Consider the following 25,659-nt stretch of genomic DNA (forward strand, 5'->3'; position numbering starts at 1 on the left):
GATTGTTCTTTTTATTACGCCCACCCGACGGGTGACCTGTCTGCATTATGCCAGCCAGAGCGGCTGCGGGGTGACTAAGGAGTCACCATCACTGTTGTCGATGACGCGAAAGTGCCGCTGCTTATTTGATGATCGTTCATTGCGGCGTTGGCGAGCGCCCACCGCTCAATCCATGATCTCGGTAAAGAACTGACGCATTGCCATGAACGAACGCTTGGCTACCACCGGGTTGTACTCAGCCTTGCCCGGCATCGCCGCGTAGGGATCGGTAAACGAATGCACCGCTCCACCGTAGCTGATCAATTGCCAGTCAACATTGCCCGCACGCATCTCTGCGGTGAAATCTGCTACCTGATCGTCCGGCACGAACGGGTCATCTGCGCCATGCAACACCAGAACCGGCATGCGGATGGCCTTGGCATCGTTCGGATCGGGCGTATCCAGGTTGCCGTGGAAAGACACCACACCGCGAATATCCGTACCCGAGCGTGCAAGTTCAAGCACCGTTCCGCCGCCAAAACAGAAGCCGATGGCCACAAGATTATCCGCATCCAGCGGAACTGCCCCCTGCTGCGCGCGCAACACATCCAGTGCGGCGTTGACCCGCGCTCGCATCATCGGACGATCGCTACGCACGGTTGTCGCCGCTGCGGCGGCCTCGTCTGCATTGGCTGGCCGAATGTCACGACCATACATGTCGGCAACAAAAACCACATAGTCGGAACCGGCGACTTCCACGGCCTTCTCTGCGGCGGCGTCGGTCACACCCATCCAGTTCGGCACCATCAGAACCCCAGGGCGGGGCGTGGTCACGGCATCATCAAACACCAGCAGCCCTTCATAGGGCTGGCCGTCGATTTCGTAGGCCACTGTCTGCACCGTCATATCCGCCTGCACCATACCGGCCAGACCGCTCAACACCAGCGTTGTCAGCGTTCGTTTCATTCATGCCTCCTGCGTCATTGGTATAACAAGGTAGCTCAGCATACTCCGCACGCAGACACAGAAAAGGTTCTTTGCGGATTATCAAGGTAAATTCGATAAGGGAGTTTCCAACGCAATAAACCGCATGCACAGAGGATCGAGTGTGCACTGGGGTTCGTCCCGTTTACGCGGGCGAGTAGCACAGATTTATCGGGAAAAGGAGGCGCAGCATGTCTGAGGAGCGAAGCGACGAGTTCTGCGCCTCCCCGATAAATCGAGCAACGCAGCGAACCCGAAGGGCCGCGTAGCCGGGTGCCCGGGGGGATCGCCAAGGGGGGCTGGGCAAGCAGCCCCCCTTGGCTCGCCGTGAAGGCGAAAGGCTGACTTAGCAACAGCGCATGGATAAGACAGAGAACCGAAGGAAGCGGTTATCCCCACAATCCGTGAACAAACACAAAAAAGCCCCTGTTCATGAGAACAGGGGCTTTGCTTGCCGCAGAGGGGCCGATTAACCGAGCGATTTAACCGCTTCGATCATCTGCACCATGACCTTCTGGGCATCGCCGTACACCATCGAGGTGTTGTCGAGGAAGAACAGCTCGTTCTCGACACCGGAGTAGCCCTTGCCTTGACCACGCTTGACCACATAGGCCTGACGCGCCTGATCGACATTCAAGATCGGCATACCGTAGATCGGGCTGGACTTGCGGGTACGTGCTGCCGGGTTGACCACGTCGTTGGCACCCAGAACGATGGCGACATCGGCCTGTGCAAACTCTTCGTTGATGTCTTCCAGGTCATAAATGATGTCGTACGGTACGCCAGCCTCGGCCAACAGCACGTTCATATGACCCGGCATACGACCGGCAACCGGGTGAATCGCGAAGCTGACTTCCACACCCTGCTTTTGCAGCAGTTTGACGAATTCGTACAGCTTGTGCTGCGCCTGAGCGACCGCCAGACCATAGCCCGGAACGATGACAACCTTGTTGGCGTAGAACATCGAGATCGCCGCATCGGATGCATCACACGACTTCATGGTGCCCTGAATTTCGCCATCAGAGCCATCGTCCTCACCACCGAAGTCGCTGAAGATAATGTTGCTGACATGGCGGTTCATCGCCTTGGCCATCATCAGCGTCAACAGCGTACCGGCAGAGCCGACTACGGTACCCGCGATGATCATCGCCGGGTTCTGCAGCACGAAACCCTCGAACGCAACCGCCAGGCCGGTAAAAGCGTTGTACAGCGAGATCACAACCGGCATATCCGCACCGCCGATTGGCGTAGTCAGCAGTACACCCAACGCCAGAGCAACGGCAAAGAACACCAGGATCAGCAGAACCGGAGTCTCTTCTGCGCCGACGATAGCCATCACGGTAACCACCGCACCGACGAACAGCGCAGCCCCCAGCAGCGAGGCGTTGACGTATTGATGCTTGGACAAACGCCAGGCCTTATTCATCCGGCCATCGAGCTTCGCCCATGCGATCAGCGAGCCAGACAGCGCAACCGCGCCGATCAGGCCGCCAAGAATCGCCAGTATGGTTACCACGGGGCCATGGGCCAGCGCATTGCCCGACAGCAACTCAGTGGCAGCGATCGCAGCGGCAGCACCACCGCCCATGCCGTTATACAGCGCAACCATCTGCGGCATGTCGGTCATGGCGACGCGTTTGCCGCTGATCCACGCCCAACCAATACCCAGTGCCAGCGCGATAACCAGCAGGATCAGGTTGGTGGTCAGGTGCGGTTCGGCGCGTGCGCTGACATCAAAGCCGTACAGAAACGCGGCAGCAACGGCCAGCACCATACCACCACCGGCAACAACAATACCGGACCGAGCGGTAACCGGGCTGGCCATGCGCTTGAGGCCATAAAGGAATAGAAATGCTGCGACAAAGTAGGCCGCGTCAATCAAAAAAGAACTGAACATGGTCTACTTACTCCTTGTCCGCACCGGATGCTTTGTTGGTCGGCTTGAACATTTCAAGCATGCGCTCGGTGACTACATAACCACCGGCAGCGTTACCCGCGCCCAGCAGAACACCAACAAAACCGATCACCTGCTCCAGCGTGGAACCGGCATTCAGCAGCGCCCACATCGCGCCAACAACCACGATACCGTGAATGAAGTTAGAGCCCGACATCAGCGGGGTGTGCAGAATGGCCGGAACGCGGCCGATGATTTCATAGCCGGTAAATGCGGCCAGCAAAAAGATATACAGGGCAACAAAGCCTGTAATGGTAGTTGTCATTTCCATCAAACCGTCCTCAGGCCAGCTGTTCGACAGCGGTGCGCGCTGCCTCATTGCGAATTTCACCGTCGTGGGTCAGTACCGAGCGAGCCAGCACCTCATCTTCCCAATCCAGCGACAGCTCGCCTTCCTTGACCATCAGGCCAACCAGAGCCAACAGGTTGCGGGAATAGAGTTCAGAGGCGTGCTCAGCCAGGTGACTGGCGATGTTCAGCGGCGCAACGATGGTCGCCGGACCGACTTCAACAGTATCGCCGGGCTGGGTCAGCGGCGTATTGCCACCACCTTCTGCGGCCAGATCAATGATCACCGAGCCGCTCTTCATGCCCATGATCTGCTCTTCGGTCAGAATCTTGGGGCTCGGCTTGCCCGGGATGGAGGCCGTGGTGATGATGGCATCAGCTTGCTGCACATGACGTGTCAGCACATCATTGACCTGCTTCTGCTCTTCAGCAGTCAGCTCGCGGGCATAACCGCCCTCGCCTACTGCCGATACGCCGGTATCGACGAACTTGCCGCCAACCGACTGCACCTGTTCGCGTACTTCAGGACGTACGTCGTAGCCTTCGATCATTGCACCAAGACGCTTGGCAGTCGCCAGTGCCTGCAGACCGGCGACACCGGCCCCCATGACCAGAATCTTGGCCGGACGCAGGGAACCCACAGCGGTGGTCATCATCGGCAGGATGCGATGCAGGTGGGTACCCGCCATCAATGCCGCGTAGTAGCCAGCCAATGCGGCCTGAGACGATAGCGCATCCATTGCCTGAGCCCGGGTAATACGGGGAATCAGCTCCATCGCAAAACAGGTGATACGTTTGTCACGCAGCGCTTTTACGATTTCAGGCTCGCGTTGGGCGTAAATGAAGCAGCACAGGATGGAGCCTTCCGGCATTTCCTGAATGTCTTCCAACGACGGGGCCTGCACTCGGAAGAACAGTCGGGTCTCGGCTGGTGCCGGCGCGACAGCGGCGCCCGCCTGAGTGAAATCGTTATCGGGAATTCGGGCCGCCAGACCGGCTCCGGGTTCAACGCAGGGCTCGATGCCGAGTTTCTGCAACTTGGCAACAACTGCGGGAACCAACGCCACACGCTTTTCGTGGCGCCGGGTCTCTTTTGCAACATACAAACTGATAGCCATGGTCACTCCTGGAAACAGAACGCGCGAAGGATACAACAACTTGCAACAGAAAGCGCATCACTTCCGAGACGATTCAGGACTTTGTTCCAAGCATATTGATCGCGTCAAACTCCTGCTGAACCGCTTGCATCAGCCTTTGATTGTCGTGCTGCCAGGGATGAAAATCGTCACGATAAAAGTCACGATAGGCGCTCCAAAGCCCCGAAAAGAAGCCATTCCGCCCCCAAAGCCAGCGTATGCCTCGGTACCAGGTGCCCACATCACTGAGCCGACCGTCACGCTTCAACATGTGCCAGACGCCGCGGGTAACATCGCGCAGAAAGAAGAAGGTCGATAGCCGCATTGCCCTGCGTAGCTGCGCACGGTCTCCACACACTTGCATATATAGATCAAAGGCGACCGCCTTGTGTTCGGTCTCCTCCAGTGCGTGCCAACGCCACACCTGACGCATGGGTTCGATAGCCCCGTCAAACCAGCGCATTTCGCGCAACACCGCATCAGCCATGATCGCGGTGAAATGTTCCATTGCCACGGTATTTGCCAGACGGCGCTCTGGCGTGAAGTGTTTGTTGGCAAAGCGAATACGTTGACGAACGGGTTCCGTTAAAGCCTTGACGTCGTAACCCTGTTCTTCAAGCAGGCGGTTGTATTCGATGTGTTCACGGCTGTGATGCCCTTCCTGACCGATGAAGCCCTTGATCAGCTCACGCTGCCTCGGGTCTTCGACACGATCACGAAAGTAACGTACCGAATCGATGAAAAAGCGCTCACCGTCCGGAAACAGGATCGACATTGAATTGAAGAAATGGCTCTTGAACGGGTCACCGCCGTGCCAGTGCTTTGGCAACGGGTTCGGCAACTCGAAGTCGATACGACGAGGATGGATAGCCAGGTCGTCTGGGGTTGCTGCGGTCATGACTCACCTCTTAATGCGCTGCGCTGTTGTTATCTGTTTTGCGTGGACATTGATGTGATTAAGGCATCTTCGACCTATTCAGGAGAATTGACAATGCATATTTTCAACTGACCAGGACTGGCGACAGGCGGCTGAGCCACTACAGTTACCCGTAACAATCTGTTTCAACACCGATACCAATAACCATGGGGGAACGCTATGAACGCGGTGATAGACGCTCTAAATACTGTCTTCTGGGGATACATCCTGATCTACGGCCTGCTGGCTGTGGGCGTGTTCTTTACCATCCGCCTGGGCGCGCTGCAATTTCTGCACTTTGGCGAAATGATTCGCTCGCTGCTGGGCTCGCGGGAAAGTGACAAGTCAGGTATTTCGCCCTTTCAGGCACTATGCACGAGCCTTGCTTCGCGTGTCGGTACCGGCAACATCGCCGGTGTGGCCGTCGCGCTGTATCTGGGCGGAGCTGGCGCTATCTTCTGGATGTGGATGGTTGCTTTGGTTGGCATGGCAACCGCCTATGCCGAGAGCACGCTGGCCCAGCTTTACAAGGTACGAGACGGCCAGGGCCAGTACCGCGGTGGCCCGGCCTTTTACCTGGCCAAGGGGCTAAAGGCGCCGTGGGCGGGGAGTATCTTTTCTATCTGCCTGATCATTTCATTTGGTTTGGTATTCAACGCCGTTCAGGCCAACTCCATAGCCGACGCCATGGAGGGTGCCTTTGGGTTCAACAAACTGGTTGTCGGTGTCGCCATTGCCGCAGTCGCCGGGCTGGTCATCTTCGGTGGCTTGCGATCGATTGCTCGCTTTGCCGAGTTTGTTGTTCCTTTTATGGCTGCGGCCTACGTACTGATGGCACTGGTGGTGCTGGCGATGAATTATTCCGAGGTGCCGGGGGTGCTGGCGACCATCGTCAAAAGCGCCTTTGGTCTGGAAGAAGCGGCCGGCGGCGTCGCTGGCTCGGTAACCGCCGCCATGCTCAATGGCATCAAGCGCGGCCTGTTTTCCAACGAAGCCGGGATGGGGTCCGCGCCTAATGTCGCAGCGACAGCCACACCTACGCCCCACCACCCCTCATCCCAGGGCTTTGTGCAGGCCACCGGGGTATTTATCGACACACTGGTGATCTGTACCGCTACGGCGGTGATGATCCTGCTTTCAGGTGTACTTGAGCCGGGCAACGGCGTGACCGGTACCCAGCTGACCCAGCTCGCGCTGGAAACGCATATCGGTGATGCCGGTCGCTATTTCATCGCGTTCGCGATCCTGTTCTTCGCCTTCACCTCTATCGTCGCGAACTACTCGTATGCGGAAAACGCGATGGTCTATCTGGGGCTCGGCGGCAAGCTGGGTATGCTGTCGCTACGCTGCGCCGCATTGGCGATGGTCGTCTGGGGTGCCTATCAGGCGGTCGGCACGGTCTTCAATGCGGCCGATGCCTCAATGGGGCTGATGGCGACCATCAACCTGATTGGTATCGTGCTGCTGTCCGGCACCGTCGCCAAGCTGACCAAGGATTACCTTGCCCAGCGCAAGGAAGGCCTAGTGCCGCACTTCAAGGCAACAGATTATCCGGAACTGGAACACAAGATTGACCGGGACATCTGGTCGTAACGACGTACTGACCTGACCCGGGATGCCCCCCGGGTCAGGTCAGCCCTTGATCTCCTGCAGCGAGTTACCGCCGTCCACTACCAGCATCTGGCCAGTCATGTAGCTACAACCCTCGCTGGCCAGAAACAGCGCCACGCGCGCCACCTCGTCTGGCCGTCCCGGCCGTCCGATCGGCGTATGCCGCCCTGCTTCGAGTTCTGCAGGCAAACTCGATGGGGTGTGAATCCAGCCGGGTGCAATGGCATTGACTGTAATCCCCTGCCCAGCCACTTCGTGGGCGATGGAACGGGTCAGCCCGACCATCGCTGACTTGGCAGCACTGTACCCAGCCGTGCCCGGGAAGGTCACCAGCGGACCGGTCACCGAAGCAATATTGATCACCCGACCAAAACCGGCAGCCAGCATGTGCGTTAGCACCGGCTGACTGACATGCACGCAGGTATTGAGGTTGAGGTCAATCTCGCGCTGCCAGTGCTCAAACGCCATACGGTGAAACAGGTCGCCAATCGGCGCTTCAATACCCGATTGGGACATACCGGCATTGTTGACCAGCACATCGATCCGCCCGAATTGCTCGATAACCTGATCGACCAGCTCGGCGGCCTGCTCCGGGTGGGTCAGATCAGCCACCACCGCCAAGCTGCGCAACCGATCCGGGTCCAGTTCGTTCTGCCGCTGAAAAATGCGATTGGTCGTTGAGGTCAATACAACCGTTGCACCTGCGGCATGAAACATTCTTGCGATGGCGAAGCCGATACCGTCGGCACTGCCAGCGCCGGTGACCAGGGCCACGCGGCCCCGGAGATCCGTCATGTCGTGCGGCATCACTCAGCCAGCCGCCAAGTGGTACCACCCTTGCCGTCTTCAAGTACGACGCCCATGGCGGTCAACTGGTCGCGGATACGATCAGACTCCCCCCAGTTCTTGTCGGCACGGGCCTGCAGACGCGCTGCAATCAGCGCTTCAACCTCGGCGGCGTCAACCTTACCGGCAGCGCCAGCCTGCAGGAAGGCTTCAGGCTCCAGCTGCAGCAAGCCCAGCACTTCGGCCAACTGACGCAAACGTGCAGCCAAGGCGGCCGCCGCTTCCGCATCAGATTCTTTCAGGCGGTTGACCTCACGCACCATTTCAAACAGTACTGCGCAGGCTTCCGGGGTATTGAAGTCGTCGTCCATCGACGCAGCAAAACGCTCAGCGAAGGCGTCACCACCGGCAGGCACCGCGTCGGGCAGGCCTTTGAGTGCGTTATAGAACCGCTCCAGTGCGCCCTTGGCTTCCTTGAGGTTGTCTTCGGAATAGTTGATGGCGCTGCGGTAGTGGCTGGAGACCAGCAGATAGCGAACCACCTCAGGATGATACTTTTCCAGCACCTCGCGAATGGTGAAAAAGTTGCCCAGACTCTTGGACATCTTCTCGCCGTCGACACGCACCGCGCCCGCGTGCATCCAGGCGGCGGCGTACAGCTCGCCGGTCGCCGCTTCGCTCTGGGCGATTTCGTTCTCGTGGTGCGGGAACACCAGATCCGGGCCACCGCCGTGGATATCAAAGGTGTTGCCCAGGCAGCAGGTCGACATGACCGAGCATTCGATGTGCCAGCCCGGACGTCCTTCGCCCCAGGGCGAGCTCCAGCTCGGCTCACCCGGCTTGGCGGCTTTCCACAGAACAAAGTCGAGCGGGTCCTGCTTGGCTTCGTCTACCTCGATGCGCGCGCCGATCTTCAGGTCTTCGATCTTGCGGCGCGACAGCTTGCCGTAACCTTCGAACTTGCCAACGCGGTAATAAACGTCGCCATTACCCGGTGCGTAGGCATAGCCCTTGTCGATCAGCGTCTGAATCATGGCGAACATGCCGTCGATGTGCTGACTGGCGCGCGGCTCCTGATCCGGGCGCAGCACGTTCAGACGGGCTTCGTCTTCATGCATTGCTGCAATCATGCGCTCGGTCAGTTGCTGAAAGGTCTCACCGTTTTCATTTGCGCGCTTGATGATCTTGTCGTCGATATCCGTGATATTGCGCACGTAGGTGAGGTCATAGCCGCGGTGGCGAAACCAGCGCGCCACCACGTCAAACGCAACCATCACGCGCGCATGACCGATATGGCAGAAGTCATACACGGTCATACCGCAGACATACATGCGCACCTGATTGTCGACCAGCGGCTTGAATGGCTCCTTGGTCTTGGTCAGGGTGTTGTAGAGTGCGAGCGCCATCAGCCCCCCCAGGAGTCACGCAGGGTGACGGTGCGGTTGAAGACCATTGCATCGGGTCTGGAATCACGTGAATCGACGCAGAAGTAGCCCTCACGCTCGAACTGGAAACGGTCGTCCAGCGTGGCGTCAGCCAACGACGGCTCGGCACGGCAGCCCGTCAGGACCTGCAGGGAATCCGGATTGATATTGTCGAGGAAGGTGGTGCCCTCTTCGCCCTTGTCCGGATTTGCCGCGTTGAACAGCCGATCATACAAGCGCACTTCGCACTCAATGCTGCTGCTCGCAGGCACCCAGTGGATAACGCCTTTGACCTTGCGACCTTCCGGGTTCTTGCCGAGGGTATCCGGATCGTAGGTGCACAGCAGCTCGACGATGTTCCCGTCAGCATCTGTTACCGCTTCGTCAGCGCGAATCACGTAGCTGCCACGCAGACGCACTTCGCCACCCGGCACCAGACGCTTGTAGCCCTTGGGCGGATCGACCATGTAGTCCTCACGGTCGATATAGATCTCGCGCTCGAACGGCAGCACGCGCTCGCCTATATCCTGTTTGGGATGACGCGGCAGACGCAGCTCTTCGGTCTGACCTTCGGGGTAGTTGGTGATGGTCACTTTCAGCGGCTTGAGCACGCACATGGCACGCGGCGCGTTGGCATCCAGGTCGTCACGAATACAGAACTCCAGAACGCCCATGTCGACCACGCCGTCAGAGCGGGTCACGCCAATGCGCTCGCAGAACTCGCGAATGGCTGCCGGCGTGTAGCCGCGGCGACGGAAGGCACTCAGGGTAGACATACGCGGGTCGTCCCAACCATCCACGTGCTTCTCGTCTACCAGTTGCTTGAGTTTGCGCTTGCTGGTGACAGTGTAGTTCAGGTTCAGGCGAGCAAATTCGTACTGGCGCGGATGTGCAGGCACCGGCAGATTGTCCAGAAACCACTCGTACAGCGGGCGGTGATCTTCAAACTCCAGGGTGCAGATCGAGTGGGTAATGCCCTCGATGGCGTCGGACTGACCATGGGTAAAGTCATAACTTGGATACACACACCACTTGTCACCGGTCTGGTGGTGATGGGCGTGGCGAATGCGATACAGAATCGGATCGCGCAGGTTCATGTTCGGCGCGGCCATGTCGATTTTGGCGCGCAGTACCTTGGCGCCGTCAGCGAACTCGCCGGCGGTCATGCGCTGGAATTGATCCAGGTTTTCTTCAACGCTGCGCTCACGGAACGGGCTGTTCTTGCCCGGCTCGGTCAGATTACCGCGGTATTCACGCGCCTGCTCGGGCGTCAGCTCACAGACATAGGCCTTGCCAGCCTTGATCAGTTCGATGGCCCAGGCGTGCAGTTGATCGAAGTAATCGGAGGCATAGCGCACGTCGCCGCCCCACTGAAAGCCAAGCCATTCAACGTCGGTCTTGATCGCATCGATGTATTCCTGCTCTTCCTTGGCCGGGTTGGTGTCGTCAAAGCGCAGGTGGCAAACGCCGCCAAATTCCCTGGCCAGACCAAAGTTGAGACAGATCGACTTGGCGTGACCGATGTGCAGGTAACCGTTCGGCTCCGGCGGAAAGCGGGTAACGATGTTGCTGTGCTTGCCGCTGTCCAGATCAGCCTGGACGATCTGGCGCAGAAAGTGGCTTGGGGGCGTGGCGTCGGGTTTGTTCATAAGGTCGGCAAAACTCGCTCAGGTGATGCGCTCGGCATCAGGGATTACTCGGGAGCCGGACTATCGCAATAGTCGCGCTTCCCTAGGCCATCATGACCAAAACCCGTATCATACCCGAAACTCGCAGGTGCCTGAATGCAGCAATGCAGGCAGCATCACACCCAACCTGTTCGACTGCCCGAGGAATGCCCGATGGTCAAACTGCACACCAACTATGGCGTTATCACCCTGGAACTGTTTGCCGACAAAGCGCCGGTGACTGTCGAGAACTTCAAGCAATATGTTCGCGATGGCCACTACGACGGCACTATTTTCCACCGCGTGATCAGCAACTTCATGATTCAGGGCGGCGGTTTTGAGCCCGGCATGCAGCAAAAAGACACCCGTGATCCGATCAAGAATGAAGCCGACAACAGCGTCGCCAACAAGGTCGGCACCGTCGCCATGGCCCGTACTCCGGACCCGCACTCCGCCAGCGCGCAGTTCTTCATCAACGTTGCCGACAACGATTTCCTGAACTTCTCCGCCCCCACCATGCACGGCTGGGGTTACGCGGTATTCGGTCAGGTTACCGATGGCATGGACGTGGTCGAGAAGATCAAGGCCGTGCGGACCACCTCCCGCGCCGGTCACCAGGATGTACCGGCCGAGGACGTGATCATCGAGCGCGCCGAACTGGTCGACTGAGATCAAGCCGCCGATGCGTTATCTGTTTATTTCGGATCTGCATCTGGAAGCGCAACGCCCGGATATCACCCGGGCGTTTTTGCGTCTGCTCGAAACCCGCGCACCGCAGTTTGATGCACTGTACATTCTGGGCGACTTCTTCGAAGTCTGGCTGGGTGACGACACCATCGACGAACTCGGTCGTGAGGTCGCTGCCGCCCTCGCCCGCCTGACCAAGCATGGCACCAAGGTATACCTGATGCACGGCAACCGGGACTTCCTGCTCGGTCGCCGTTTTTGCCGCGCGGCACGCTGCACCCTGCTCAGAGATCCCACCACTGTTGAGCTGAATGGCGAACGTGTGCTGCTGATGCACGGCGACAGTCTGTGCACTGACGACCTGGGTTACATGCGCATGCGCCGCTGGCTGCGCAACCCGGCCAGTCGCTTCATACTGAGAAATCTACCGCAGAGCACCCGCCACAAGCTGGGTCGTAAGCTACGCGACGAAAGCCAGGCGCGAACCCGTATGAAGTCCGCCGAGATCACTGACGTCAACCTCGGCGCAGTTGCCCACACAATGCGCGCTAAAGGCGTGCACACACTAATCCACGGCCACACACACCGCCCAGCAATCCACGACCTAATGATCGACGGCCAGCCCGCGCAGCGCATTGTGCTCGGGGACTGGGACAAGGCCGGCTGGGCACTTGAGGTGGACGAGAACGGTAAGCGACTGGAGTCGTTTCCACTGTCGTAGATACCGATACCCCCACGAAATACCCCTCGGGCCATACCGGGCACAGCATGCTGTGTCCCTACGCAAAAATGCCCCACACACAACGAGCAGACAATAAAAAACCCCGGCTCTCGCGAGTCCGGGGTTTTCTTGCAGCTTGCGGCTTGAAGCTTGCCGCTGCCTCTAGGCCGTCGGCTTAGAGCTTACCTTCCAGCTCCGGTACCGCCTCGAACAGGTCGGCAACCAGGCCGTAGTCGGCCACCTGGAAGATCGGCGCTTCTTCGTCCTTGTTGATCGCAACGATCACCTTGGAGTCTTTCATACCAGCCAGGTGCTGGATCGCGCCGGAGATACCGACCGCCACGTACAGCTGCGGTGCAACGATCTTGCCGGTCTGACCAACCTGCATGTCGTTCGGTACGAAGCCAGCGTCAACCGCGGCGCGCGAGGCACCCACAGCGGCGCCCAGCTTGTCGGCAACCTTGTACAGCATTTCGAAGTTGTCGCCGTTCTGCATGCCGCGACCACCGGAAATGACGATCTTGGCGCCTGCCAGCTCCGGACGGTCGGATTTGGCCAGCTCTTCACCGACAAAGCTGGAGATACCAGCGTCATGGGCAGAAGCAACCGCTTCAACCGCAGCGCTGCCGCCTTCGGCTGCAACCGCATCGAAACCGGTGGCACGAACGGTGATGACCTTGATCGCAGCGCTGGATTGTACGGTGGCAATCGCGTTACCCGCGTAGATCGGACGCTTGAAGGTGTCAGCGCTCTCAACGGCAATGATCTCGGAGATCTGATCAACGTCCAGCAGCGCAGCAACGCGCGGCAGGTAGTTTTTACCGTTGGTGCTGGCCGGAGCCAGGATGTGGCTGTAAGTGGCCGGCGAGGTCCCTTGTGCCAGTTCAGCGATCAGCAGGGAAACGTTTTCCGGCAGCAGGTTCGCGTAGGCGGCGTTGTCAGCCAGCAGGACCTTGTTGACGCCAGCGACCTTGGCAGCAGCGTCAGCAACGGCAGCACAGCCTGCGCCGGCAACCAGAACATCGATGTCGCCACCGATGGCCTGAGCGGCAGCAACGGTGTTCAGGGTAGCTGCGTTCAGCTCGGCGTTGTTGTGTTCAGCAATAACCAGAATGCTCATGTTCAGATCACCTTGGCTTCGTTCTTGAGTTTGTCGACCAGCTCGTCAACGCTCTTAACCTTGATGCCAGCGCTGCGGGCAGCCGGGGCTTCAACCTTCAGGGTGGTCACGGTCGATGCGGTGCTAACTCCCAGATCTTCCGGCTTGACGACTTCCAGCGGCTTCTTCTTGGCCTTCATGATGTTCGGCAGCGACGCGTAGCGCGGCTCGTTCAGACGCAGGTCAGTGGTAACGATGGCCGGCAGCTTCAGCGCAACGGTCTGCAGACCGCCGTCGATTTCGCGGGTGACCTTGACGCTGTCGCCGTCAACAGCCACTTCAGAGGCGAAAGTACCCTGAGCGTAGCCAGACAGTGCAGCCAGCATCTGGCCAGTCTGATTGTTGTCGGAGTCGATGGCCTGCTTGCCGAGGATGACCAGCTGCGGCTGCTCTTTATCGACAACGGCTTTCAGCGCCTTGGCGATGGCCAGCGAGTTCAGCTCGTCGGCGGACTCGACCAGAACAGCGCGGTCAGCACCCAGTGCCAGGGCGGTACGCAGTTGTTCCTGGGCGGCGGTTGGGCCGACAGTGACAGCGACGATCTCGGTAGCAACGCCTTTTTCTTTCAGACGTACTGCTTCTTCCACGGCGATTTCGCAGAAGGGGTTCATCGACATTTTGACGTTGGCCAGGTCAACACCGGAGTTGTCCGCCTTGACGCGAACCTTGACGTTGTAATCAACGACTCGCTTAACCGCTACAAGTACCTTCATGATTGCCTCATTCAATGTGTAGCCAAAACTGGGCAGGCCATAATCGTGACTATAATATGAAGATCGTTCACGTTCAGACCAAACAGAGCCCGCCGTTCAAAAGCTCTCTATCATGACTTTCCATGCACAGGCGGTCAATAGGAGCAATTCGACGAAAGGTCTAATAAACGACCAAAACGCCATCTTTGCGTTGGAGCACAAAAAACGGGCTGTTATACTGCGCGGCTTAATCGATCATGGCAGATCAACAAAGAATCGATACATGTGACGGGCCTAGAGTTAGGAGAGAGATAGTGGAACGCGAATTCATGGAGTTTGACGTTGTCATCGTAGGTGCCGGCCCCTCTGGCCTGGCAGCTGCATGTCGAATCAAGAAACAGGCTGCTGAAGCCGGTCAGGAAATCAGCGTCTGTGTCGTAGAGAAAGGTTCCGAAGTCGGCGCCCACATTCTCTCCGGTGCCGTATTCGAGCCGCGCGCCCTGGAAGAACTGTTCCCCGATTGGAAAGAGCTTGGCGCTCCGCTGAACACCGCCGTCGTTCGCGATGACATCTATATGCTCACCAGCGAAGAGAAGGCAACCAAGCTGCCTGACATGCTCGTTCCCAAGACCATGCACAACCATGGCAACTATATTATCTCCCTCGGCAACCTGTGCCGCTGGCTGGCCGAACAGGCCGAAGGCCTGGGCGTAGAGGTATATCCGGGCTTTGCTGCCCAGGAAGCCCTGATCGATGAGAACGGCGTTGTTCGCGGCATCCTGACCGGCGACCTGGGCGTTGACCGTGAAGGCAACCCGAAAGACGGGTTCTACACCCCCGGCATGGAACTGCGCGCCAAGTACACCCTGTTCGCAGAAGGCTGCCGCGGCCACATCGGCAAGCAACTGATCAAGCGTTTCAACCTGGATTCCGAAGCCGACGCCCAGCATTACGGTATCGGCATCAAGGAAATCTGGGACATCGATCCGGCCAAGCACCAGCAAGGTCTGGTTGTGCATACCGCCGGCTGGCCGCTGGACATCGTCGGTACCGAAAACACCGGTGGTTCCTTCCTGTATCACCTGGAAAACAACCAGGTAGTCGTTGGCCTGATCATCGATCTGTCCTACTCGAACCCGCACCTGTCGCCGTTCGACGAATTCCAGCGCTACAAGCATCACCCGGTCATCAAGCAGTACCTGGAAGGCGGCAAGCGCGTTGCCTACGGTGCACGCGCCATCTGCAAGGGCGGCATCAACTCGCTGCCGAAGATGGTCTTCCCGGGCGGTGCTCTGATCGGTTGTGACCTCGGGACCCTGAACTTCGCCAAGATCAAGGGCAGCCACACTGCCATGAAATCGGGCATGCTGGCGGCTGACGCTATCGTCGAGGCCCTGCAGGCTGGCCGCGAAGGCGGTGACGAGCTGACCAACTATGTTGATAGCTTCAAGTCCAGCTGGCTGTACGAAGAGCTGTTCGCAGCGCGTAACTTCGGCCCGGCAATCCACAAGTTCGGCCCGCTGTTCGGTGGTGCGTTCAACTACATCGATCAGAACTGGTTCGGTGGCAAGATTCCGGTCACCCTGCACGACACCAAGCCGGATTACGCCTGCCTGAAGAAAGCCTCCGAAGCGACCAAGATCGACTATCCGAAGCCGGATGGCGTACTGAGCTTCGACAAGCTATCTTCGGTCTTCATGTCCAACACCAACCATGAAGAAGACCAGCCGATCCACCTGACGCTGAAAGACCCGAGCATTCCGCTGGAGAAAAACCTGCCCCTGTACGACGAGCCCGCGCAGCGTTACTGCCCAGCTGGCGTCTACGAAGTCGTCAACAACGATGACGGCAGCAAGCGCTTCCAGATCAACGCGCAGAACTGCGTGCACTGCAAGACGTGCGACATCAAGGATCCAGCGCAAAACATCAACTGGATCGCGCCGGAAGGCACGGGTGGCCCGAACTACCCGAACATGTAACGCGCAAGCGCTACAGCGGCAAGCATCAAGGCCGCAAGCAACAAAAAACCGGCCGTTGGCCGGTTTTTTGTTATCTGACAGAGCCAGACAAGACATCAAAATCGGTGGTTGCGCGTCAGACCAGATCTCTCACCTGTCCCTGCGTACCTTCCTGTTGCGGCAATACATCCACCGCCACACTGAGCGTGTGGTCTCCCCCACCGGTCATCACGCCCTTGAGCGGCGTCACATCGGCGAAGTCCCTACCCCAGCCAAGAATGATGTAGCGCTCATCCGGCACGCAGCCATTGGTAGGGTCCAACTCTAGCCAGCCCCAGCCAGGCACAAATACTGCGAGCCAGGCGTGGGTCGCATCGGCACCCAGCAACTTTTGCTGGCCCGGCGGTGGCAGTGTCTCCATATACCCGCTGACATACCTCGCAGACAGCCCCATTGAACGCAGGCAGCCGATCCCCAGATGCGCAAAGTCCTGACAAACCCCGCGTTTGCTGGCCAGCACGTCATGCAGCGGAGTAGCTAGCGTGGTGAACTCCGGATCATAGGTAAACTCAGAGAAAATACGCTGATTGAGATCCAGCACTGCATCAACCAGGTTGCGCCCTGGCGTAAAACTGCCGCGCGCATAATCGGCCAACCCCGGACTCTGGAAAATAAACGGCGAGCTAAGCGCATACAAACGCGCATCAAGCGTATCGCGATTGGTCTGGCGCGGGTCATAGCGCAATTCGTCGACCGCCTGTTCCCAGCTGATGTTCGAGAAAATATCAGCGCTCGCGCGGGGACGCGTCACGATCTCGCTGGTAACACTGACATCCAGACTCTCGTGCAGCGACTCGATCGAAAAGTAGACCACCCGGTTACCGAAAAAATCGGTGCGCTCACGCATGCGATCAGGTATCGGGGTGATTACCAGTTGGGTGTTGCTGCAATCCTGCCAAGGCAACACCCGCGGCAGGATGCGCGCTTCGTTGTGACTCAGGGTCACCGCGCCGCTGTACTGGTAATGCGTGGTATGGCGCAAAAGGTATCTCAATGTAGAGACCTCGATTCAGGGCTGGCCAGTGTAGTGCATGCTGACCAGTTGGCGGGGAGCTTCAACATGACTGAAGTGACTATGCGACAGTGCGTTGGACAGCTCGGACATCGGCTCGATCAGTTGATCCAGCAGATTACTCAAGGCCTCCCGTGCAGCGGGCGAGCCTTCCAGATCAGTCAGGGTTTCAATGTCGACCAAATGCAGGCAGCTGGTGGCCTGAATGATCAACCGCTGCTCCAGATTACGATAGGGTGAACTACCCGGTGACGGCAGCTTGGCTATTTGTCGCCCCAAGCGCTTGAGCATGTAGCCCACCGAACGCGGGTTGGTCTCATCGAACAGCAGCAGATCGAGAATCGCCAGCGGATGCAGCTGCGAGCGGTAGCGGCGACGATATACCGTTAGGTTGTCCGTGGTTGCCAGCACCACCTCCCACAGCGGAATACCAGGCTCATCAGCATCCAGCAGAGCGAGCTTCAGCAGTTCCAGCGAGCCCAGCGTACGCTCGATGAAGCGGCCAATATCAAGGAAGCGCCAGCCGTAGTGATGCGGCATGGTTTCGTTGCAAAGACCAAAAAACGCCGCCAGATCGAGCACCATGGCTTCGAGGTGGCGCTGCCCTACCACCACGCCACGGGCGCGCGACATGCTGTTAAAGTGCTGCCGCAAGCTGTTGATCGCGCGCCAGGTATCATCACCCAGATGATCGCGAACCGCTCGACTGTTACGCACGAAGTTGCCAAAAATGACCGGCAACCCTTCGGGCAGGTCGTCGGAGAACAACTGCAGCAAACGATCCCGGGTCACGATGTACTCGCGCGGGAATCGGCTATTGTTCGGCACATTCTCCTCGGTAAAGGCGTCCGGCTCCAACGCGACATCCAGCGCCCGCAGTAGGTCTGGCATCAACTGTGAACCGGTTTCCTGCCGGTCATCCTGCAGCAGACGCGCCAGCGCCTCGCGCAACAAGCGTCCGCGGGTATCCAAACGCTCACCATACCGCCCCATCCAGAACAAGCTTTCCGCCACGCGGCACGGCAGGTCCTTGCCGTCGCGCGTGACGACAATCGGACCAAGCGCCTGACGCAGCAGGCTGATGTGCGGTTGTGGCACCGGCGCCGTCACCCAGACATCCTTCACCAGCCGGCTTTTCATCAGAGGTGCGCCGGGTTCGCCGACCCAGGCCAGACCACCGGGCATTACCCGATAATTACGCTCATTGACCGGCTTGGTAAGATCATCCGGCTCGACCAGACTGAAGAACCGCAGCGTTGCGCTCTGACGCTCAAACGTTTTGCTCTGCGGATTGAAACCAGGCACCACCGCAGGTGAGAGATGCCGCTGCGCGGTGAACAGATACGGCTGGCGATCCATGCTGACACGAAGATCCCTCAGCGCTTCCAGTCCCATCTGATCGGCACGATAGACCCGTCCCGGTTTGCTGATGTCACGCAGCACCCAGCCATCCAGCTCGGCACGCACCTGCGCCAACGCAGCAGGTTCGCCGCACCAGAGCGTTTCCCGGCATGGCAGCAGCAACTCTTCCCCCAGCAGCTCGCGGCACAGACTCGGCAGAAAGGCCAGTAATCCAGGATGCTCCAGCACACCGGCACCCAACGCGTTGGCAATATGCACGTTGCCGCAGCGCGCGGCCTGCAACAGACCGGGAACCCCGAGCAACGAGTCAGGACGCAACTCCAGAGGGTCACACCAGGGATCATTGATCTGCCGCAGAATGACATCCACCTGCTTCAAGCCACCGAGCGTGCGCATGGAAACCTGGCCATCGCGGACCACCAGGTCATCCCCTTCGACCAGCGAAAAGTTCATGTAGTTGGCCAGCCAGGCGTGCTCGAAATACCCCGGGCTGCCTGGCCCCGGCGACAGCAATACAATATTCGCTTGTTCTCGTTGGGTGCTGGCCAGGCTGGATAGGCAGCGATGCTGAGCCTGCAGAAAACCCGCCAACCGCTTGATCGGTGCATCGCGATACAGGCTCGGCAGCGCACGGGCAAGCGTAATCCGGTTTTCCAGCGCGTAACCGGCCCCAGCAGGCGACTGGGTCCAGTCAGCCAACACCTGCCAGCCGCCACTGCTGTCCCGGATGATGTCGGTGCCGTGGAAGATCAGCAGCGGGCGCTCAACCTGCGGTGGGTCATCGGCCGCCGAGAACAGAAACCCGGGGTGGGTGTAGATCAACTCGGGGGGCAAGAGGCCTTCACTGATGATTCGCCGGGCACCATAGAGGTCGTCAAGAATATGCTCCAGCAGACGACTGCGTTGTTTCAGCCCAGCCTCCAGCACATCCCATTCCTGAGTGGGAATGACCCAGGGCACGCAATCGAGTTGCCAGGACCGCAACTGACCCGGATCGTCCTCGTAAGGATTGAAGGTGACGCCATTTTCATGCAGCAGGTTCTGCGCTTCTTCCGAGCGAGCAGCCAGCACGTCGGGGCCGAGCTGGACAATATCATCCAGCACGCCTTGCCAGTGAGCGCGCGGCTGCTGGTTGTCGCTCAGCAACTCGTCATGTCCGTCATGCCCTGGATAGTCCCCGAGAATGGCATTGACTGCGGGGTCCAGATTGGCGAGGTGTTGCATGGAGCGGTTCCTGGTTCAGGCTGAGGTCAGCCGAGTGTGCTGGGTGACTGACGATTATAAACCAGAGCTGCCAACGACAGCGCGGCGCAAATCCAGGGTGTGCGGATACTCCTGACCCGGCGCCTGCCGCACCTCCCCTGCCTTGCCCTGACTATGACCATAGCTCCAGAACCGCGCCATGCGCCGCGCCTCAGCCTCATTGGCGTTAACCGGGAAATGCTCGTAATTGCGGCCAGCCGGATGCACCACATGGTAGGTGCAGCCTCCAACCGAGCGGCCGTTCCAGTTGTCGATCAAGTCAAACACCAGCGGCGCCTGGACACTGATCATCGGATGCAGCGCGGACGGTGGCTGCCAGGCGCGGTAACGCACCGCGGCTACCAGTTCGCCCGGCACGCCGGTTGCCTGCAGTGGCACCTTGAAGCCGTTGCAGGTCAGCTGATAGCGAGCCGGATTGAAGTCATGCACCTTGACCTCCAGCCGTTCGACCGAGGAATCCACATAACGGGCGGTGCCACCACCGGCAACCTCCTCCCCCAGCACGTGCCAGGGTTCAATCGCCTGGCGCAGCTCGATGCGGGTATCTCCGTATTGGACCTCACCCGCATGCGGGAAGCGGAACTCCAGAAACGGCGCGAACCACTCGTCACGGAAATCGAACCCGTGGGCACGCAGGTCGCGCAATACATCGCACAGATCACGCCACAGATAATGCGGCATCATCCATTTGTCATGCAGCGCTGTGCCCCAACGCGCCAGCGGCTGGCGGTAAGGCTCGGCATAAAAGCGGGCGACCAGCGCTCGAATCAGCAACTGCTGCATCAGACTCATGCGCGCATGCGGCGGCATTTCAAACCCGCGCAACTCCAGCAGCCCGAGCCGGCCGGTCGCGCTGTCGGGCGAATACAGCTTGTCGACACAGAATTCGGCGCGGTGGGTGTTGCCGGTAATATCGGTCAGCAGGTTGCGCACCAGGCGGTCAACCAGCCAGGGCTGCGGTACCTCGCCGGACGGCATCTGCGCCAGCGCAATCTCCAGTTCATACAGCGCCTCATGCCGGGCTTCGTCAATCCGTGGTGCCTGACTGGTCGGGCCGATAAACATGCCGGAAAACAGGTAAGACAGGCTCGGATGGTGCTGCCAGAAGGTCAGCATGCTCGCCAGCAGGTCCGGCCGGCGCAGGAAAGGTGACTCGGCAGGCGTGCGACCACCGAGGGTAACGTGGTTACCGCCCCCGGTGCCGGTGTGGCGGCCATCGAGCATGAACTTCTCGGTACCGAGCCGCGTCAGTCGTGCTTCCTCGTAGAGAGTCTCGGTATTGCGCACCAGCTCAGGCCAGCCGGCCGCGGGCATGATGTTCACCTCAATCACCCCTGGGTCCGGAGTGATCATGAATTTCTCGATGCGGTTATCCGATGGGGGGGCGTAGCCTTCGATGCAGACCGGCAGATTCAGCTCGGCGGCGGTGTGTTCAACAGAAGCCAGCAGCTCCAGGTAGGACTCCAGCCGAGCCAGTGGCGGCATGAAGACAAACAGCTTGCCGTCACGCGGCTCAATGCACAGCGCGGTGCCGATAACGCCGCAGTCGATCAGCTCCGGCCGCTGTTCCTGCCAGTCCTGTCCGGCTGCAACGTGGTGAAGCGAACCCTCCCCGTCGGCGTACATTGCACTGTAGCGGCTGGCCACTTCGCCATGCAGATCTGCCAGCGGCGCCTGCTCCTCGAACAGTGACGTCGGCTGCGGCTCCTCGCGGCGGGCGATCGGCAGCGCCGACAGCGGCAACCGCAGGCCCATCGGTGAATCGCCGGGCACCAGATAGAGCTGCTCGCGACGCAACGGCCAACTGCCGCTGAGCCAGCCGCCCTGCGTCGCCGCCAATGGCAGCGTGTAGCCGACCGGCGCATCCAGGCCGCGCTCCAGCAACCGCGCAAGGCGCAGACGGTTGTCATCGTCCTTGAGGTCTTCGCCGCGCAAATCGACGTCAATCGGTTGCGTGCGCTCCAGCCAGAGGTAATAGTAGGCATCCTCGAAACAGGGGATCAGATGCGAGTCCGAGACGCCAAGGCGCCGTGTCAGCGCCTGCGCAAACTGCAGCGCCTTGGCATCGTCCACGCCGTAGTCCCGATCCATGTCGGCCAGCCAGCGGTCGTCCTGCCACATGGGCTTACCGTCGCGGCGCCAGTAACACGCCAGCGCCCATCGCGGCAGTGGCTCACCCGGATACCATTTTCCCTGTTGATAATGAATAAGCGACTGGGGCGCAAAATGCGGGCGCAGACGCCGTAGCAAGGTCTCGGAAAGCCCTCTTTTGGTTGGCCCCTGGGCAGCAATGGTCCATTCTGGTGCATCCATATCATCAATGGAGACAAAGGTTGGCTCGCCGCCCATGGTCAAACGTACGTCCAGCGCCTGCAACTGCGCATCTACCTGTTCACCCAGCGCGAGAATCTCTGCCCACTGATCTTCAGTGTACGGTTTGGTTACACGGGGATCTTCGTGCACCCTGGTGACGCTCATATCGAAGGAAAACGTCACCTCGCAGGGCTCGGTTGCACCGCTAATGGGCGCGGCGCTGGCAGGCTCTGCCGTGGCGGCCAGCGGCAGATGCCCTTCGCCAGCCAACAGGCCCGAGGTTGGATCCAGCCCGATCCAGCCTGCTCCAGGCACAAACACCTCGGTCCAGGCGTGCAGGTCTGTGAAATCGGTTTCGGTACCGGACGGACCGTCAAGCGCCTTGACGTCGGCCGTCAGTTGAATCAGATAGCCTGAAACAAAGCGCGCTGCCAGCCCCAGATGACGGCAGATATGCACCAGCAGCCAGGCCGAGTCACGGCACGAACCGCTGCCCAGCGTGAGTGTCTGTTCCGGGGTCTGTACGCCGGGTTCCATCCGGATCATGTACTGAATTTCATTGGCCAGACGCTGATTCAGCGAGACCAGGAAATCCGTAATCGAGCGTTCTTCACGGTCAACCTTGCCGATCCAGCCAGCCAGTTTCGGGCCCGCTTTTGGCGTTTCCAGATAGGGCGCCAGCTCTTTTTTCAGCTCGTCCCTGTAGTCGAAAGGGAACTGCTCGGCGTATTCCTCGACAAAAAAATCAAAGGGATTGATCACCGTCATCGGTGCGATCAGCTCCACCTCAATAGAGAGGCTGGTCATCTTTTCAGGAAACACAAGGCGCGCCACATGGTTGCCGAACGGGTCCTGCTGCCAGTTGATGAAGTACTCACCTCCGCTAACCTTGAGGCTGTAGGCATCAACTGGCGTGCGGCAGTGCGGTGCGGGACGCAAGCGGATGAGATGGGGCGCAACCGAAATCGGCTTGTCGAACTCGTAGTGGGTTTCATGCCGGAGTGCAACGCGAATAGTCATGTTCCGTTATCCCATCAATGTATGCGGTCAATTCATCCAGCCGATCAACGAAGCAATGGCTGTGCCAATCGGCGAGCGTCCTATTTTGTTAACACGGTTGGGTGACAATTATTCGAGTGCACCCAGCGCCTCATGCCCTGATCCGGTGCATCTGGTATGGCAATTGCAAGTTGCAGAGTATCCCTTCCCCTGGCGGACAGAGTAGCTGAATGAGCAAAGTAAACTGGGACGATTACACATCCGAAGGCTTCTACGATGAACTGATAAAGGCACCAGGGCAGCCGCGACCGGAGGCGGAACTGCTGTGCCAATACCTCGCCAACCTCGATGCCCGCGAGCTGAGCGAACACAAGACGGCGGCCGAAGTTGCCATCCAGCTGATGGGCATCACCTTCACTGTCTACACCGAAGGCAACATGATCGACCGGGCCTGGCCCTTCGACATCGTGCCGCGCATCATCCCGCTGGCCGAATGGCAAAAGACCGACGCCGGACTCAAGCAGCGGGTACAGGCGCTCAACATGTTTATCGACGACCTTTACCACGACCAGAAGATCGTCAGGGACGGCGTGGTGCCGCGCGAAGTGCTGGCCCAGTCGGTCAACTTCCGTCCGCAGTGCGTCGGCATCTCCACGCCGCATAACGTCTGGGCACATATCTGCGGCTCGGACCTGGTGCGCGACAAGGACGGCACCCTCTACGTGCTGGAAGACAACTTGCGTGTGCCGTCTGGTGTGTCGTACATGCTCGAGAACCGCAACGTCACCAAGCGCGTGATGCCCGACCTGTTCGCCACCGGCCAGATTCAGCCGGTCGACGACTACACCGCGCAGTTGTACGACATGCTCGCGTCACTCTCGCCCCGTCCCGGCGACGACCCGTGCATCGTCATTCTGACCCCCGGCATATACAACTCCGCCTACTACGAGCACTCCTACCTTGCCCAGCAGATGGGCGTGCAGCTGGTTGAGGGCACGGATCTAGTGGTTGGCGACGACGACTGCGTCTACATGCGCCGCATCGACGGGCTGGCCCGGGTCGACGTGATCTACCGCCGGGTCGACGACATGTTCATCGACCCCGAGGTGTTCAACCCCGAGTCCATGCTCGGCGTGCACGGCCTGATGCGCGCCTGGCGCAAGGGCAACGTGGCACTGGCCAATGCGCCGGGCGCCGGCGTGGCCGATGACAAGGTGATCTACGCCTTCGTGCCCAAGATCATCGAGTACTACCTCGGCGAGCAGCCGCTGCTGCCGAATGTACCCAGCTACCTGTGCATGTTCGAGGACGACCGCAAATACGTGCTCGACAACCTCGACAAGCTGGTGGTCAAGCCCGCCAACGAGTCCGGCGGCTACGGCATGCTGATCGGCCCGCACGCCAGCAAGAAGGAACGCGAGACCTTTGCCGAGCTGATCAAGGCAGACCCGCGCAACTACATGGCGCAGCCAACCCTCAGTCTTTCGACCTCGCCGACCCTGTGCGGCAACAACCAGATGGAGCCACGTCACGTCGACCTGCGGCCGTTCATCCTGTCCGGGGAGTCTACCTGGGTTACCACCGGCGGCCTGACCCGGGTCGCACTTACCAAGGGATCGCTGGTCGTCAACTCCTCTCAGGGCGGCGGCAGCAAGGACACCTGGATCGTAGACCTGGCGGGGAACTGACCAATGCTTTCACGAGTTGCCGAAAACGTTTACTGGATGGCCCGCTATCTGGAGCGCGCCGAAGATACCGCTCGCCTGCTGAGTGTGAACAGCCACCTGTTGCTGGACCTGCCGCGCGCAACCAAGCTCGGCTGGTCCGAAATCATCGCCATTACCGGCAATGACGAATTGTTCGACGAGTTCTACCCCACCCGTGACGAAGCCAGCGTGCTGTCGTTCATGTGTGGCGACCGTCGCTACCCCGGCTCGATCCTCAGCTCGCTGGCCGCCGCGCGGGAGAACCTGCGCACCACCCGCGACGTCATCCCGCGGGAGATTTGGGAAGAGGTCAACCAGCTGTACCTGAGCGTTAAGGAGCAGGTTGGCTCAGGTATCACTCCGCGCCGGCGCGATGCATTTTTGGGCCGGGTGATCCGCAGCTGTCAGACCGTCAATGGTCTCATTGAAGGTACGCTCAGCTATACGCCGGTGCGCTCCTTTCTGATCGTCGGACGACAGCTCGAACGGGCAGATATGACCACCCGCATCATTGATGTGCGCTCGGCCAATCTGCTGCCGCGCAGCGCAGAAGACCTCAAGCCCTTCGAGACCTTGCAGTGGATGAGTGTGCTCAAGTCACTGACTGGCTACCAGATGTACCGCCAGCATGTACGCCTGCGTATCCGCGGGCCGGACGTGCTCAGTTTTCTGCTGCAGGACCAGCTATTCCCGCGCAGCGTCGCCTGCTGCATGGACCGTCTGGCAGAAGCGCTGCAAGGTTTGCCACGTCATGAACTGGCACTGAAGGAAGTCGAAACCTGCCGGCAGGACCTGAGCAAGCCGGACGTAACGCTGCTGGCTGCAGAACCGGATCAGTTGCACGCCTTTGTCGATGAAATCCAGATCGATTTCGACGACCTGCACGCGGCAATCAGCCAGACCTACTTTGCCCAGCAGGAACTCAATCAGAGCCAGAGTCAGAGCGCGAGCTGAGGCCCCCCGCTGCCGAGAGCTCAACACC

19 protein-coding genes are annotated in these 25,659 nt (G+C 59.5%); 6 read left to right on the forward strand and 13 right to left on the reverse strand.

Features of this window, described 5'->3' with window-relative positions:
* Positions 1-165 precede the first annotated feature (165 nt).
* From C1949_RS10230 to C1949_RS10250, 5 genes are all read right to left on the reverse strand, one after another.
* A complete protein-coding gene (locus tag C1949_RS10230; protein ID WP_104738385.1) occupies positions 166-945 on the reverse strand; it encodes a dienelactone hydrolase family protein in 780 nt (259 codons plus the stop codon).
* A 487-nt stretch (positions 946-1,432) separates the two neighbouring features.
* Positions 1,433-2,860, reverse strand: a complete 1,428-nt coding sequence (locus tag C1949_RS10235; RefSeq protein WP_104738386.1) for an NAD(P)(+) transhydrogenase (Re/Si-specific) subunit beta — start codon at positions 2,858-2,860, stop codon at positions 1,433-1,435.
* A gap of 7 nt (positions 2,861-2,867) precedes the next feature.
* Complete coding sequence (locus C1949_RS10240) at positions 2,868-3,188, reverse strand: NAD(P) transhydrogenase subunit alpha part 2 (RefSeq protein ID WP_172409641.1); 321 nt, start codon at positions 3,186-3,188, stop codon at positions 2,868-2,870.
* 10 nt (positions 3,189-3,198) lie between these two features.
* Positions 3,199-4,323, reverse strand: coding sequence for an NAD(P) transhydrogenase subunit alpha (locus C1949_RS10245; protein WP_104738387.1), 1,125 nt, complete (start codon positions 4,321-4,323; stop codon positions 3,199-3,201).
* A gap of 73 nt (positions 4,324-4,396) precedes the next feature.
* Complete coding sequence (locus C1949_RS10250) at positions 4,397-5,239, reverse strand: metal-dependent hydrolase (protein WP_104738388.1); 843 nt, start codon at positions 5,237-5,239, stop codon at positions 4,397-4,399.
* Between the two features lie 198 nt (positions 5,240-5,437).
* Here C1949_RS10250 and C1949_RS10255 point away from each other — a divergent pair, with 198 nt between their 5' ends.
* Positions 5,438-6,850 carry an alanine/glycine:cation symporter family protein gene (locus tag C1949_RS10255; RefSeq protein ID WP_104738389.1) on the forward strand — a complete coding sequence of 471 codons (1,413 nt, stop codon included), beginning with the start codon at positions 5,438-5,440 and terminating at the stop codon, positions 6,848-6,850.
* Positions 6,851-6,889: 39 nt separating this feature from the next.
* Here the strand turns inward: C1949_RS10255 and C1949_RS10260 are convergent, their stop codons facing one another.
* The 3 genes from C1949_RS10260 to C1949_RS10270 are packed head-to-tail and all read right to left on the reverse strand — an operon-like array spanning position 6,890 to position 10,727.
* Positions 6,890-7,663, reverse strand: a complete 774-nt coding sequence (locus C1949_RS10260; protein ID WP_104738433.1) for an SDR family NAD(P)-dependent oxidoreductase — start codon at positions 7,661-7,663, stop codon at positions 6,890-6,892.
* Positions 7,664-7,674: 11 nt separating this feature from the next.
* Entirely contained in the window at positions 7,675-9,060 is a 1,386-nt protein-coding gene (cysS, locus tag C1949_RS10265; protein ID WP_104738390.1) for a cysteine--tRNA ligase, read from the reverse strand.
* Positions 9,060-10,727 (reverse strand): glutamine--tRNA ligase/YqeY domain fusion protein, encoded by a 1,668-nt coding sequence (locus C1949_RS10270; RefSeq protein WP_104738391.1) that lies wholly within the window; start codon positions 10,725-10,727, stop codon positions 9,060-9,062. The genes cysS and C1949_RS10270 overlap by 1 nt, the downstream gene beginning before the upstream one ends.
* Positions 10,728-10,919: 192 nt before the next feature.
* Here C1949_RS10270 and C1949_RS10275 point away from each other — a divergent pair, with 192 nt between their 5' ends.
* Positions 10,920-11,414, forward strand: coding sequence for a peptidylprolyl isomerase (locus C1949_RS10275; protein WP_104738392.1), 495 nt, complete (start codon positions 10,920-10,922; stop codon positions 11,412-11,414).
* Between the two features lie 13 nt (positions 11,415-11,427).
* On the forward strand, positions 11,428-12,153 hold the full coding sequence (locus C1949_RS10280) for a UDP-2,3-diacylglucosamine diphosphatase (protein ID WP_104738393.1): 726 nt from the start codon (positions 11,428-11,430) through the stop codon (positions 12,151-12,153).
* Positions 12,154-12,328: 175 nt separating this feature from the next.
* Here C1949_RS10280 and C1949_RS10285 read toward each other — a convergent pair whose 3' ends face one another.
* Entirely contained in the window at positions 12,329-13,273 is a 945-nt protein-coding gene (locus C1949_RS10285) for an electron transfer flavoprotein subunit alpha/FixB family protein (RefSeq protein WP_104738394.1), read from the reverse strand.
* 2 nt (positions 13,274-13,275) lie between these two features.
* Positions 13,276-14,025 (reverse strand): electron transfer flavoprotein subunit beta/FixA family protein, encoded by a 750-nt coding sequence (locus C1949_RS10290; protein WP_104738395.1) that lies wholly within the window; start codon positions 14,023-14,025, stop codon positions 13,276-13,278.
* 293 nt (positions 14,026-14,318) lie between these two features.
* On the opposite strand from C1949_RS10290, the gene C1949_RS10295 reads away from it, so the two are divergent.
* Complete coding sequence (locus tag C1949_RS10295) at positions 14,319-15,983, forward strand: electron transfer flavoprotein-ubiquinone oxidoreductase (protein ID WP_104738396.1); 1,665 nt, start codon at positions 14,319-14,321, stop codon at positions 15,981-15,983.
* Between the two features lie 115 nt (positions 15,984-16,098).
* On the opposite strand, the gene C1949_RS10300 is transcribed toward C1949_RS10295, so the two are convergent.
* The 3 genes from C1949_RS10300 to C1949_RS10310 are packed head-to-tail and all read right to left on the reverse strand — an operon-like array spanning position 16,099 to position 22,992.
* On the reverse strand, positions 16,099-17,004 hold the full coding sequence (locus tag C1949_RS10300; RefSeq protein WP_211287115.1) for a transglutaminase family protein: 906 nt from the start codon (positions 17,002-17,004) through the stop codon (positions 16,099-16,101).
* A 27-nt stretch (positions 17,005-17,031) separates the two neighbouring features.
* Positions 17,032-19,620, reverse strand: a complete 2,589-nt coding sequence (locus C1949_RS10305) for a circularly permuted type 2 ATP-grasp protein (RefSeq protein WP_104738398.1) — start codon at positions 19,618-19,620, stop codon at positions 17,032-17,034.
* Positions 19,621-19,674: 54 nt separating this feature from the next.
* A complete protein-coding gene (locus C1949_RS10310; protein ID WP_104738399.1) occupies positions 19,675-22,992 on the reverse strand; it encodes a transglutaminase family protein in 3,318 nt (1,105 codons plus the stop codon).
* Between the two features lie 209 nt (positions 22,993-23,201).
* On the opposite strand from C1949_RS10310, the gene C1949_RS10315 reads away from it, so the two are divergent.
* Together C1949_RS10315 and C1949_RS10320 are read left to right on the forward strand one after the other, a co-directional pair.
* Positions 23,202-24,659 (forward strand): circularly permuted type 2 ATP-grasp protein, encoded by a 1,458-nt coding sequence (locus C1949_RS10315; protein ID WP_104738400.1) that lies wholly within the window; start codon positions 23,202-23,204, stop codon positions 24,657-24,659.
* 3 nt (positions 24,660-24,662) lie between these two features.
* A complete protein-coding gene (locus C1949_RS10320) occupies positions 24,663-25,631 on the forward strand; it encodes an alpha-E domain-containing protein (RefSeq protein ID WP_104738401.1) in 969 nt (322 codons plus the stop codon).
* Positions 25,632-25,659 lie beyond the last annotated feature (28 nt).

The organism is Halopseudomonas oceani, assembly GCF_002903165.1.
GTDB lineage: Bacteria > Pseudomonadota > Gammaproteobacteria > Pseudomonadales > Pseudomonadaceae > Halopseudomonas > Halopseudomonas oceani.